The organism is Pantoea sp. OXWO6B1, from assembly GCF_001641135.1.
GTDB lineage: Bacteria > Pseudomonadota > Gammaproteobacteria > Enterobacterales > Enterobacteriaceae > Pantoea > Pantoea allii.
The window spans coordinates 4255597-4268260 of the sequence record NZ_LWLR01000001.1; the positions used below are offsets into that span (position 1 = coordinate 4255597).

General features: G+C 54.7%; 10 protein-coding genes. 6 read left to right on the top strand and 4 right to left on the bottom strand.

Annotated features, from left to right (window positions below; genetic code table 11):
• Positions 1-8 precede the first annotated feature (8 nt).
• The gene (gene emrB, locus A6A26_RS21810) at positions 9-1544 is read left to right on the top strand and encodes a multidrug efflux MFS transporter permease subunit EmrB (protein ID WP_063880689.1); all 1536 of its coding nucleotides are present in this window, start codon (positions 9-11) and stop codon (positions 1542-1544) included.
• A 67-nt stretch (positions 1545-1611) separates the two neighbouring features.
• Here emrB and A6A26_RS21815 read toward each other — a convergent pair whose 3' ends face one another.
• Positions 1612-2661 carry an NAD(P)-dependent alcohol dehydrogenase gene (locus A6A26_RS21815; protein WP_063880690.1) on the bottom strand — a complete coding sequence of 350 codons (1050 nt, stop codon included), beginning with the start codon at positions 2659-2661 and terminating at the stop codon, positions 1612-1614.
• Between the two features lie 113 nt (positions 2662-2774).
• On the opposite strand from A6A26_RS21815, the gene A6A26_RS21820 reads away from it, so the two are divergent.
• Positions 2775-3179: a winged helix-turn-helix transcriptional regulator gene (locus tag A6A26_RS21820; protein ID WP_063880691.1), complete on the top strand. Its 405-nt coding sequence runs from the start codon at positions 2775-2777 to the stop codon at positions 3177-3179.
• An 80-nt stretch (positions 3180-3259) separates the two neighbouring features.
• Here A6A26_RS21820 and A6A26_RS21825 read toward each other — a convergent pair whose 3' ends face one another.
• A complete protein-coding gene (locus tag A6A26_RS21825; protein ID WP_063880692.1) occupies positions 3260-4378 on the bottom strand; it encodes a tRNA/rRNA methyltransferase in 1119 nt (372 codons plus the stop codon).
• A 159-nt stretch (positions 4379-4537) separates the two neighbouring features.
• Here A6A26_RS21825 and trxC point away from each other — a divergent pair, with 159 nt between their 5' ends.
• From trxC to pssA, 4 genes are all read left to right on the top strand, one after another.
• A complete protein-coding gene (gene trxC, locus A6A26_RS21830) occupies positions 4538-4957 on the top strand; it encodes a thioredoxin TrxC (RefSeq protein ID WP_063880693.1) in 420 nt (139 codons plus the stop codon).
• Positions 4958-5038: 81 nt separating this feature from the next.
• On the top strand, positions 5039-5719 hold the full coding sequence (locus A6A26_RS21835) for a tRNA-uridine aminocarboxypropyltransferase (protein WP_063880694.1): 681 nt from the start codon (positions 5039-5041) through the stop codon (positions 5717-5719).
• A 108-nt stretch (positions 5720-5827) separates the two neighbouring features.
• Entirely contained in the window at positions 5828-8503 is a 2676-nt protein-coding gene (locus A6A26_RS21840; RefSeq protein ID WP_063880695.1) for a bifunctional acetate--CoA ligase family protein/GNAT family N-acetyltransferase, read from the top strand.
• Between the two features lie 96 nt (positions 8504-8599).
• The gene (gene pssA / locus A6A26_RS21845) at positions 8600-9958 is read left to right on the top strand and encodes a CDP-diacylglycerol--serine O-phosphatidyltransferase (RefSeq protein ID WP_172823911.1); all 1359 of its coding nucleotides are present in this window, start codon (positions 8600-8602) and stop codon (positions 9956-9958) included.
• Positions 9959-10007: 49 nt separating this feature from the next.
• On the opposite strand, the gene A6A26_RS21850 is transcribed toward pssA, so the two are convergent.
• Complete coding sequence (locus A6A26_RS21850) at positions 10008-11303, bottom strand: MFS family transporter (RefSeq protein ID WP_063880697.1); 1296 nt, start codon at positions 11301-11303, stop codon at positions 10008-10010.
• Between the two features lie 220 nt (positions 11304-11523).
• Positions 11524-12564: a zinc-dependent alcohol dehydrogenase family protein gene (locus tag A6A26_RS21855; protein WP_063880698.1), complete on the bottom strand. Its 1041-nt coding sequence runs from the start codon at positions 12562-12564 to the stop codon at positions 11524-11526.
• Positions 12565-12664 lie beyond the last annotated feature (100 nt).

A 12664-nucleotide genomic window follows, 5' to 3' on the forward strand; every position in this document is an offset into this window, starting at 1 on the left:
AGGCTGTAATGGCACAAGCACCGCTCAAAGGGATGCCGCTGGTCTTAATGACCATTGCGCTATCCCTGGCGACGTTCATGCAGGTTCTGGATTCCACCATTGCTAACGTTGCTATACCGACCATTGCGGGTAATCTGGGGGCCTCAAACTCCCAGGGCACCTGGGTCATCACGTCTTTCGGGGTGGCAAACGCCATCTCGATTCCGATAACGGGTTGGCTGGCCAAACGCATCGGTGAAGTCAAACTTTTTACCTGGTCGACCATCCTGTTTGCGCTGGCTTCCTGGGCCTGCGGCATGTCGAAAAGCCTGGAAATGCTGATTTTCTTCAGGATAATTCAGGGGATCGTTGCAGGCCCATTGATCCCGCTGTCGCAAAGCCTGTTGCTGAATAACTATCCGCCCGCAAAACGCAGTATCGCCCTGTCACTCTGGGCGATGACGGTGATTGTGGCCCCCATATGCGGCCCCATTCTCGGCGGCTGGATCAGTGATAACTATCACTGGGGCTGGATCTTCTTTATCAACGTGCCGATTGGTGTAGTGGTCATTATGCTCACGCTGCAAACCCTGCGCGGTCGTGAAACCGCTACCCAGATTCGCCCCATTGATACCGTTGGCCTGGTGCTGCTGGTTGTCGGGGTTGGCTCGTTGCAGGTGATGCTGGATCGCGGTAAAGAGCTGGACTGGTTTAACTCCACAGAAATTATCGTCCTGACGATTGCGGCGGTGTTGGCGCTGGTGATGTTACTGATTTGGGAGCTGACAGACGATCACCCTATCGTCGATCTGGCCCTGTTTAAATCGCGCAACTTCACCATAGGCTGTTTGTCCCTTAGCCTGGCCTACATGCTCTATTTTGGATCGATCGTTCTCTTGCCGCAGCTGCTACAGGAGGTCTACGGTTACACCGCCACCTGGGCAGGGCTGGCCTCCGCGCCAGTCGGGATTATTCCTGTCATCCTGTCGCCCATTATTGGTCGGTTCTCCCATAAGCTTGATATGCGGAAACTGGTCACCTTCAGTTTCATCATGTATGCCGTTTGTTTCTACTGGCGCGCTTACACGTTTGAACCGGGCATGGATTTTGGTGCATCAGCCTGGCCGCAATTTATTCAGGGCTTCGCGGTCGCCTGCTTCTTTATGCCACTTACCACGATTACGCTGTCGGGTTTGACACCCGACCGGATGGCGGCGGCATCCAGTTTGTCAAACTTTGTGCGTACGCTGGCGGGTTCAATAGGGACCTCGATCACCACCACGATGTGGACGGATCGTGAGGCAATGCACCACAGTACTCTCAGCGAATCGGTGACGCCTTATAACGTCAATGCGCAGCAGACGTACAGTCAGTTGGAGGGGATGGGCATGACGCATCAGCAAGCCTCGGCGTACATTGCGCAGCAGATCACCAATCAGGGATTGATCATCTCTGCCAACGAGATTTTTTGGGCCTCGGCAGGCGTGTTTCTGATACTGCTGGTGCTGATCTGGTTTGCCCGTCCACCCTTTACCGCCGGTGGCGGTGCGGGTGGCGCGCACTAGTCGCAACAGCGCGTAGCCTTGTAGCAGGTTCTGGCGTGGCGGTGATGCACGCCAGAACCTGTATTGGCTACCAGCGCGTCGCTTTCATATCAATCACGAAACGGTACTTCACGTCACCTTTCAGCATTCGCGTGAAGGCCTCTTCGACGTGCTCTCCGCGAATCATCTCAATGTCCGCCGTGATATTCTGCTCGCCGCAAAAATCCAGCATCTCCTGCGTTTCTTTAATGCTGCCAATCGATGAGCCGCTAATGCTTAAGCGACGGAACACCATCGGCGTCACGTCCGGTGAAACGTGCGGACTGTCCGGGATACCCACCAGCACCAGGCGACCATTGGTTTTAAGCGTCGCCAGGTAAGGATCAAGATCGTGAGGGGCCGCCACACAGTCAAGGATAAGATCCAGCCCATTCCGGCTGGCTTGCATCGCCGAGGCATCGCGTGACACCACCACATGACGGGCACCGAGACGCTGGGCGTCCTCGGCTTTGTCTGGCGACGTGGTGAAAAGCGTGACCTCAGCGCCCAGGGCACGTGCCAGCTTCACGGCCATATGCCCTAACCCGCCTAAGCCAATGACGCCAACCTTATCGCCCGCTTTAACGTTAAAATGGCGCAGCGGTGACCACACGGTTACGCCAGCGCACAACAATGGCGCAACGCCAGCCAGTGGCAGGTGCTGTGGCACCGACACCACGAAGTCCTGATCGACCACCACGTGCTCGGCATAACCGCCCCATGTCCGGTCACCGGTGTATTTATCCGTACCGTTATAGGTGGCAGTGAAGCCGGCCTCACAATATTGTTCTTCCTGATGCTGGCAAAAATGGCATGTGCGGCAGGAATCCACCATTACGCCCACCCCCACAATATCACCAGGCGCAAACCGACTGGCAGCGTGACCAGTTTCAACCACCCGTCCCACAATTTCATGTCCCGGCACCAGGGGATAATGGCTTGCCGCCCATTCGTTGCGTGCCATGTGCAAATCTGAGTGGCAAACGCCACAGTAAAGAATCTCGATTCTGACATCCTGCGGCTGAAGCGGGCGCAGCGCTATTAGCCCGGACGTAAGCGGCTGGGTTGCATCCTGGGCGACTAGTGCATTAATTTTCATCGTGCCTCTCATAGTGACTGGCTTTATATAACTGAGGGCGGCAAACTCTACTTAAACGGGTTCATTATTGATAGTAGTTACCATTTGGTGACCATAAAAGGAGTGCGCTGACGATGCCTGCCTGGGTAGAAGGTAAACTGGTTTTTTATGTGGATTCGCCACCGCGCCGACTGATGGATCTTTTTTCTGCCAAGTGGAATCCGATGGTGCTGCATGCCTTGTACCACTGGCCTGGCGGACGGGCGCGCACGGGCGAATTACAGCGGAGCCTGCAGGGAATATCGAAAAAGATGCTGTTTCAGACGCTGAAGGAGCTTGAGCAGCGAGGGTTAATCGCCCGTCATGTTTATGACGTGATCCCACCCAAAGTGGAGTACCAGTTAACCGCCCTGGGCAACCGTTTTGCAAAACCGGTGGAACAGCTTTATCAGTGGGGGCTGGATAATCAGCGGGCGCTTGATGAGATGGATGAACAGGTTCAGCGCGCGGCGTCTGGCGCTGAAAAAGATGCGGGCTGACGCGGAAGATGTTTCCCGGACAGCGCCGGGAAACAGACAACGGATGGCGCGTTTAACGGCGCCATCATTTAATAGTACGGTCAGGCGTTCTGACGCCACCATTCGGCAAGCAGTACGCCTGTTGCCACCGACACGTTCAGGCTTTCAACATTACCGGTGCCGCCAATTGACAGGCTCATATCACCCTGCTGGAAGGTGCTGTCGGACAAACCTTCACGCTCCTGTCCCAGCACCAGTACCATTTTGGCAGGCAACTCAGCTTTAGACAGCGGCGTTCCCTGATGGCTTGAGGTGGTCACTATGGTGTAACCCGCTTTGCGGAACGCTTCCAGGCCTTCATTGAAGGTGGTACCGCTGATGGCCTGAACATGTTCGGCTCCGCCTTCAGCCGTGCGAACCGCCGCACCCGATTCCAGCAGCGAGGCATCGTTGACCAGCAGGCCTTTCACACCGAAGTGCGCGCAGCTGCGCATGATAGCGCCAAGATTATGGGGATTGCTGACATCTTCAAGCGCCAGCACGCAGTCTTTGGTTTCGGCCTTGCTGAGCCACTCGGCCACGTCCATGCCCATGCGTTTTTTAATCAGGAAGCAGACGCCGCCGTGGTGCTCAGTACCGGAAGCTTTGGTGATCTCTGCGTCATCCACCACGTGGTAAGCTTTGCGGTTAGCCGCCAGCCAGCGCAGCGCATCGCGAAAACGCGGCGTCACACTTTGCACAAACCATGCACGGACGATGCATTCAGGACGGCTCTGGAACAGTGCCTGACAGGCGTTTTCGCCATAAACACGGGTTTCTTCCAGACGCTGACGACGAATCTGCTCTACGTCAACCACGCCTTTACCGCCAATCCCAGGATTTTCGGGTTTGGTATCTTCGGCTACCGGTGGGCGGGATACGGTGCGCCAGGGTGAATCGCTGCTGCCGTAGGCATCACGATTGTCGCTGCCACGATCGTTGCGACGCGGTGCGCTGTCACTGCGGCGTGGTGCGCTGTCGCTGCGACGGCCCGTACTGCGTCCGCCGTCTTCACTACGCTCAGTACGCGGGCCAGATGAACGACGATTGTCTTCACGGCGAGCTGCAGGACGGCCACCTTTGCCTGTACGAGGATTCGGCGCACGCGCGCTTTGCTCATCTTCGCCACGCACGTACATGACTTTGACCTTACCACTTTTGCCTTTAAATTCGTCGTTCATTTCTTCCTCCTGCATTGAGAGCGCGAAGATTACCTGATGTGACTGCGCTTAGCTATCAACTATTGAACCTATAGAGCAATCCACATTGAGCCGATCTTATCACCCTTTCATAATGGGTAATATTGAGCAAAGTGCTCTACATCATTATCAGAGGTTTTTATGAATACGGTATGCACGTCTTGCCAGGCAACCAATCGCGTTCCCGAAGAACGGCTTGCCGAGGGTGCCAAATGTGGTCGCTGCGGTGAAGCCTTGTTTTCGGGCGATGTCATTAACGCGACGGCCGCAACGCTGGACAGCTATCTGCGGGACGATCTGCCGGTCGTGGTGGATTTTTGGGCCCCGTGGTGCGGACCCTGCGTTAACTTCGCCCCGGTGTTTAAAGATGTCGCTCAGGAGCGCAGCGGTAAAGTCCGCTTTATCAAAGTGAATACAGAGGCAGAACCGGCTCTGAGCAGTCGTTTCCGCATTCGCAGCATCCCGACCATCATGGTGTTTAAGAACGGCGAGATGGTGGATGTCTTAAACGGTGCCATGCCGAAAGCCCCTTTCAACGAGTGGCTCGACGAATCCCTGTAAGCACGACAGGCCAGCCTGGCTGGCCTTTTCCCTTTGTTCGACGCTTCGATTACACTACGCTTTTTCCTGTCCTGAATAATCATGTCTGATAATGCCGTTTTGCGTTTACGAGCCCAACGCCTGGCCCGTGCCACGCGTCCCTTTCTGGCACGCGGGAATCGTGTGCTCCGCTGCCAGGGATGCCTGTTGCCTGAAATAAATTGTCTGTGCGCCAGCATCCAGGTGCAGTCTGCTCGCAGTCGCTTTTGCCTGGTGATGTTTGATACCGAACCCATGAAGCCGAGTAATACGGGCCGGTTGATTGCCGATGTGTTACCGGACACCCAGGCATTTGGCTGGTCACGTACCGAGCCCGATCCCGCATTGCTGGAAGCCGTTGCCGATGAGGCTTATCAACCGCTAGTGGTTTTTCCTGCCTCGTATGCGGATGAAGGCCGCGAGGTTATCCACTCGCCGCCGCTTGCGGGTAAACCGCCGCTGTTTATTATGCTGGATGGCACCTGGAACGAAGCGCGGAAGATGTTTCGTAAAAGCCCCTGGCTTGACCGCTTTCCGCTGATCTCGCTCAATGTTACGACCCCTTCTCGCTACCGGCTGCGCGAAGCGCATGGCGAAGGCCAGCACTGTACCGCAGAGATCGCGGCGGCGCTTCTGGAGCAGGCGGGCGATACGGGGGCGGCACAGGCATTAACCCAGCATTTTGAGCAGTTCCGTCAGGCTTACCTTGCGGGTAAGCCGCATCATCCCGGCCAGGCGCGGTAATGCGCGCCCTGGCAGGCTGATTGTCGTTATTCAGGCTGGGATCTGCCCGACGGTAAAAAAGTCTAAAAGCGTTTACACTCACCTAAATCTCGATGAATGGAGAAGGTGATGAGTCAACGTGGGCTGGAAGCGCTGTTACGACCCAAATCGATTGCGGTAATCGGCGCCTCGGTCAAGCCGGGACGGGCAGGCTATTTTATGATGCGTAATCTGCTGGCGGGTGGCTTTAGCGGCCCGGTGCTGCCGGTGACGCCAAAATATAAAGCGGTTAGCGGTGTGCTGGCCTGGCCTGACATTGACAGCCTGCCCTTCGCCCCGGACCTGGCGGTGATCTGTACCCATCACAAAAGAAACCTTGAGCTGTTACAGCAGCTCGGCGAGAAAGGGTGTAAAGCCTGTATTATCCTCTCCGCGCCCGCCAGTCAGTTAGCCGAGTTAAAACAATGTGCCAGCCGCTGGCAGATTCGTCTGCTGGGTCCCAACAGTCTGGGATTACTGGCCCCATGGCAGGGCCTTAACGCCAGCTTTTCTCCTGTTCCTATCGCCAAAGGCCGCATCGCGTTTATTTCGCAGTCGTCAGCCGTATCCAACACCATCCTTGACTGGGCGCAGCAGCGTAACCTTGGTTTTTCGTGGTTTATCGCCTTGGGTGACAGCCTGGATACCGATGTGGACGACCTGCTGGATTTTCTTGCCCGCGACGGTAAAACCAGCGCGATTCTGCTTTATCTTGAACACCTCAGTGATGCCCGTCGCTTTGTTTCAGCATCCCGCAGCGCGTCCCGTAACAAGCCTATTCTGATCATCAAAAGCGGACGCAGCCGTCAGGCGCAGGCGCTGCTCGGCACACACAGCGGTCTGGATGCCGCCTGGGATGCGGCTATCCAGCGCGCGGGCTTATTACGTGTACAGGATACGCACGAGCTGTTTACGGCGGTGGAGTCGTTAAGCCATATGCGTCCACCACGCGGGCATCGGCTAATGATTATCAGCAATGGCGCGGCACCCGCTGCACTGGCGCTGGATGAACTCTATGCCCGCAACGGGAAGCTCGCCACGCTGAGTGAGCCAACGGTACAGCAGCTCAATGCCGTGCTGCCAGAAGGCGTTGGCCACGGCAATCCGGTTGATTTAAAAGATGATGCAACGCCGGAACGCTACCTGGCCTGTCTGACCGCTCTGCTCGACAGCCACGATTTAGATGCCCTGATGATTATTCATGCCCCCAGTGCCGTCGCTCCGGCGACTGAAACCGCAGAGAAAATCATCCAGCTGATCCATCAGCATCCGCGCGGCAAACAGCTTACGCTGTTGACCAACTGGTGCGGCGAATACTCTTCTCTGGCGGCACGACGGGCTTTTACCCAGGCCGGCATTCCCACCTGGCGTACGCCGGAAGGGACCGTCACCGCGTTTATGCATCAGGTTGAATACCGGCGTAACCAGAAGTTATTGCGGGAAACCCCTGCCTTGCCGGTAAACCTGACGCAGGATAGCGCTCAGGCTCACCAACTGCTGTCCCAGGCGCTGGACAAGGGCATTGTGTCTCTGGACACGCATGAAGTGCAGCCCGTCCTCAAAGCCTACGGTCTGGCGACGCTACCGACCTGGATTGCCAAAGACAGTGAGGACGCGGTCACTATCGCCGAACAAATCGGTTATCCGGTGGCACTGAAGCTGCGTTCGCCCGATGTGGCGCATAAGTCTGAGGTACAGGGCGTAATGCTCTATCTGCGTAACGCCGCGGAAGTAAAGCGAGCGGCTGACGCTATCGTTGACCGGGTAACACAAACGCTGCCGCACGCACGGATTGAAGGGCTGGTCGTACAGAGCATGGCCAACCGGGCCGGTGCTCAGGAACTGCGGGTCGTGGTGGAGCAGGATGCCCTGTTTGGCCCCATCATCATGCTGGGTGAAGGCGGCGTGGAGTGGCAGGCCGAGAAGCAGGCCGCCGTGGCCTTACCACCGCTCAATATGACGCTGGCGCGTTATCTGGTGATTCAGGCAATCAAAAGCGGCAAGATCCGCAGCCGGAGTGCCCTGATCCCGCTGGATGTCGCTGGCCTGAGCCAACTGCTGGTGCAGGTCTCTAACCTGGTGGTGGATTGCCCGGAAATACAACGCCTGGATATTCATCCGCTGCTGGCGGCGGGCAGTGATTTCACCTTACTGGACGTCACGCTGACGCTTGCGCCTTTTACCGGTGACAGTGAAACGCGTCTGGCCATACGTCCTTATCCTCAGCATCTGGAAGAGCAGGTAGAACTGAAGGACGGTCAGCACTGTTTATTCCGCCCCATCCTGCCCGAAGATGAACCGCTTCTGCGCGACTTCATCAGTCAGGTCACCAAAGAAGATCTCTACTACCGCTATTTCAGTGAAATTAATGAGTTCACCCATGAGGATCTGGCCAATATGACGCAGATTGATTACGACCGGGAAATGGCAATTGTTGCGGTTCGTCAGCATCAGGGGCAACCGGAAATTATCGGTGTCACTCGCGCCATTTCTGATGCAGACAACATTGACGCGGAGTTTTCGGTGCTGGTGCGCTCGGATCTCAAAGGGCTGGGAATGGGACGACGTTTACTTGAAAAAATGATTCGTTACACACGCGCCCATGGTCTGCAACAACTGAATGGCATTACCATGCCCGGCAACCGCGGCATGGTCACACTGGCGAAAAAACTCAACTTTAGCGTAGATGTGCAAATGGACGATGGCATCGTCAGCCTGAAGCTTTTGTTACAGGATAATGTCACTTTGCCGTGTAGAGAAAAGTAAAAATCGCCCCGCCCGCCGTGGTTGATGTTATTATTTAGCGTTATGACCCTGATTTGGTGGCAAAAGGCCATACAATGAACCGAGAAGAAGTGCACTGTGATGTTGTCTAAATTTAAACGCAATAAACACCAACAACACCTCGCACAGCTGCCTAAACTGTCACAATCTGTTGCGGATGTGTCGACGTTATATTCGCCTGCCGAATTTCGCGAGACGCTTTTGGAAAAGATTGCGTCAGCGCAATCGCGCATTTGTATCGTCGCACTCTATCTGGAAAATGACGATGCGGGTCGGGCCGTTATGGATGCATTATATGCCGCGAAAATGGCTCGTCCACAGCTGGATATCAGTATCTTAGTCGACTGGCACCGCGCGCAACGGGGTCGCATTGGTGCCGCACGTGGTGTTACTAATGCCGACTGGTATTGCGAGATGGCCCAGCTACATCCTGATAACGTGATTCCAGTCTATGGCATTCCGGTTAATACTCGCGAAGCAATGGGCGTACTGCATCTGAAAGGTTTCATTATCGATGATACCTTGCTCTACAGCGGCGCCAGCATTAATGACGTTTACCTGCATCAGCACGACAAATACCGCTACGACCGCTATCAACTCATCCGTAATGCCGCGCTGACCGATACCATGTTCGAATGGATGAATGTGCATTTGAAAGATGCAGAGGCGGTCAATCGCCTGGACTATGCTGACCGTCCATCCAGCCCGGAAATCAAAAATGAAACGCGTCAGTTTCGTCAGGACTTACGCGGCTTTAACTATCAGTTTGAAGGTAATGCCGGTAACGATGAACTCGCGGTCACACCGCTGGTCGGGTTAGGTAAGCGCAGCCTGCTGAATAAGACCATTTTTCATTTAATGCCGTGCGCCGAAAAGAAGCTCACCATCTGCACCCCCTATTTCAACCTGCCAGCACTGCTGGTGCGCAATATCATTGCCCTTTTACGCCAGGGTAAAGAAGTTGAGATTATCGTGGGGGATAAAACGGCGAATGACTTCTATATCGCGCCCGATCAGCCGTTTAAAATCATCGGTGCCTTGCCCTATCTCTACGAAATTAACCTGCGTCGTTTTTTAAGCCGCCTGCAGTATTACGTCAGCAACGGTCAACTGACCGTGCGTCTCTGGAAAGACGGTGAAAACAGCTATCACCTGAAAGGCATGTGGGTTGACGATGAGTGGCAGCTTATTACGGGCAACAATCTTAATCCGCGCGCATGGCGACTGGATCTGGAGAATGCGGTCCTGATTCACGATCCTCTGCAGCAGTTGACCGAGCAGCGACAGCATGAGCTGATGCTGATTCGTCAACACACCAGGGTTGTTGGGCACTTCCGTGAGTTGGAAAGCATTGCTGACTACCCGGCGAAGGTGCGTAAGCTGATTCGCCGTCTGCGCCGTATTCGTATCGATCGGCTCATCAGCCGTATCCTGTGAAGATCCAGAATGCCGCAGCCTGACTGCGGCATTCTGTCTGTCTGCCCTGTTACAACTTAATGCCTTTTCCGTGCCGGTGTAGCAGCAGCGACACCAGGAACGCCAACGCTCCCATGACGGAAACGTACCAGAAGAACGTGGTCTCCATACCGTTGTGCTTCATCAGTAACGCCACGTACTCTGCAGATCCACCGAAGATTGCATTTGCCACCGCATAAGAGAGCCCAACGCCGAGCGTTCGAACCTCCGGCGGGAACATCTCTGCTTTCAAAATCCCACTGATTGAGGTGTAAAAGCTGGTAATCAGTAACGCCAGCATAATCAGGGCAAAGGCAATACCGGGACTTTGTACGTTTTGCAGTAGCGTCAGGACAGGTACCGTACAAATCGCCGCACCAGCACCAAAAATCATCATGGAGGTGCGTCGGCCAATCCTATCGGAAAGGCCGCCAATAATGGGCTGTAGCAGCATGTAAACCAGTAAAGCGCCGGTCATCAATCCACTGGCGGTTTTGGCATCCATGCCTGAAGTGTTCACCAGGTACTTCTGCATATAGGTGGTAAAGGTGTAGAAGCTCAACGAACCGCCCGCCGTAAAACCCAGCACCATCAGGAAAGGTTTCGTGTGGTTACGTAATAAGCCAATGACACTGCCGGCATCGCGATGCTCACGGCTCTGTTTATCGGAAGTTTCGTCCAGAGAGCGACGCAGCCACAGCGCTACCACGGCCAGCATCGCCCCCAGGAAGAACGGAATGCGCCAGCCCCATGTACGTAGCTCCTGATCGGTTAACATAAACTGCAGCACTACCACCGTCAGCACAGCAGCTAATTGTCCGCCAATTAATGTCACGTACTGGAACGATGCGTAAAAGCCTTTCCGCCCTTCCAGCGCCACTTCACTCATATACGTTGCGCTTGTACCGTACTCTCCGCCCACTGACAGTCCCTGAAACATACGCGCCAGCAATAACAGGATCGGTGCGGCGATCCCGATACTGTCATAGCCCGGCAGGCAGGCAATCACCAGGGAGCCGAAACACATCATACAGACAGAGATCAACATCGATTTTTTGCGCCCGTGGCGGTCACCGATATAGCCAAATAACCAGCCGCCAATTGGCCTCATTAAAAAGCCTGCGGCAAATACGCCTGCCGTTTGCAATAACTGGGTTGTGGTATCACCTTGTGGGAAGAAAATGTGGGCGAAGTAGAGTGAGAAAAACGAGTACACATAAAAGTCGAACCATTCGACAAGATTACCTGAAGATGCGCCTACGATGGCCCAGATACGTTTTTTTCGGTCAAGCACCTGCGCTTGTTGATTCTTGATCACGTCTGACATGCTATGCCTCGGCTCCTTGCTGATAAGCAGCGTTAAAGCGTTGAGTAAAGCACGGTCATGGCGGAAACGGAAAGATGTGTTGTCTGAATATGACAAAATGTGACATGCGTTGTTAATTCCCTGAAACAACTGAAATCTTCAGTTGCGCAGGCAGGGGAGGCCAGCGGCCTCTTCCCGTCCACATGCACATCAATGACGAGGAAGAGGTCGTGTTAACCCGTTAAAACGCGGTGACTACCGTTACCCCCGGCGATTCAAACTTATCCATATTCATTAACGCTTCTATGGATTGCTCAAGGTTAATGGTTCTGCCAATGAGCTTTTCAGGGCGGAGTTTTCCCGCCGCTATCATATTCATCATGACGTCATAGCGGTGAGCCTGCATGCCATGACTGCCAATAATTTCCAGTTCATTAGCAATCACCCTGGCCATTGGGATAGGCGGTGCACTGTGTTCACCCGCCATCAGGCCGATCTGGATGTGCCTGCCTCTTTTTCTTAGCGAGTTAATGGAGTTCACGCAGGTGACCGTATGACCGAGTGCATCCAGGGAAACATGCGCTCCACCCTGGGTAATGTCTTTGATGGCTTCCGCCACATTGTGCACACGTGCAGCATTCACGACGGCGACGGCACCCAAATCCCGGGCCAGCTGCAATTTATCCTCCGCGATATCAATCGCTACCACGTTTGCCCCAAGTGCATTCGCAATCATGATGGCGGAGAGGCCAACCCCACCACAACCGTGGACGGCAAGCCACTGCCCTGCAGACGTTCTTCCCTGATCGACCACTGCCCTGAACGAGGTGATGAAACGGCATCCGAGGCTCGCTGCGGTAGTGAAGTTAAGTGTGTCCGGCAGCGCGATGAGGTTCAAGTCCGCCTGCTGTACCGCCACATATTCTGCGAAAGATCCCCAGTGGGTGAAACCTGGCTGGAACTGACGATCGCAAACCTGCTGATTGCCTGAGTGACACTCGTGACAAAAACCACAGCCCGACACGAAGGGTACCGTGACATTATCGCCAGGCCGCCATTTTGTCACCGCGCTGCCAACGGCTTCTATCGTGCCCGCAAATTCATGTCCTGGCACATGCGGCAAAGGGATATCGAGATCGTGCCCCACCCAGCCATGCCAGTCACTTCGGCAAACCCCGGTCGCTTTGACCCGAATCACCACGCCGTGGGGCTCGGGAGTGGGGTCCGGAACCGTTTTCAGTAGTGGTGGCGACAGAAATGACTCGTATATGACAGCTTTCATCAGTAAACCCTCATCGTAGGTGTCTTTAAAATTATACCTTTCGATCAGGAAATTACTTTTCAGCTATTGCAGCTGAATAATTAATTATGAAATTATCCTT

Coding starts and splice junctions, on each gene's coding strand:
- emrB (WP_063880689.1), top strand. CDS start 9: ATGGCACAAGCACCGCTCAAAGGGATGCCGCTGGTCTTAATGACCATT.
- A6A26_RS21815 (WP_063880690.1), bottom strand. CDS start 2,661: ATGAAAATTAATGCACTAGTCGCCCAGGATGCAACCCAGCCGCTTACG.
- A6A26_RS21820 (WP_063880691.1), top strand. CDS start 2,775: ATGCCTGCCTGGGTAGAAGGTAAACTGGTTTTTTATGTGGATTCGCCA.
- A6A26_RS21825 (WP_063880692.1), bottom strand. CDS start 4,378: ATGAACGACGAATTTAAAGGCAAAAGTGGTAAGGTCAAAGTCATGTAC.
- trxC (WP_063880693.1), top strand. CDS start 4,538: ATGAATACGGTATGCACGTCTTGCCAGGCAACCAATCGCGTTCCCGAA.
- A6A26_RS21835 (WP_063880694.1), top strand. CDS start 5,039: ATGTCTGATAATGCCGTTTTGCGTTTACGAGCCCAACGCCTGGCCCGT.
- A6A26_RS21840 (WP_063880695.1), top strand. CDS start 5,828: ATGAGTCAACGTGGGCTGGAAGCGCTGTTACGACCCAAATCGATTGCG.
- A6A26_RS21850 (WP_063880697.1), bottom strand. CDS start 11,303: ATGTCAGACGTGATCAAGAATCAACAAGCGCAGGTGCTTGACCGAAAA.
- A6A26_RS21855 (WP_063880698.1), bottom strand. CDS start 12,564: ATGAAAGCTGTCATATACGAGTCATTTCTGTCGCCACCACTACTGAAA.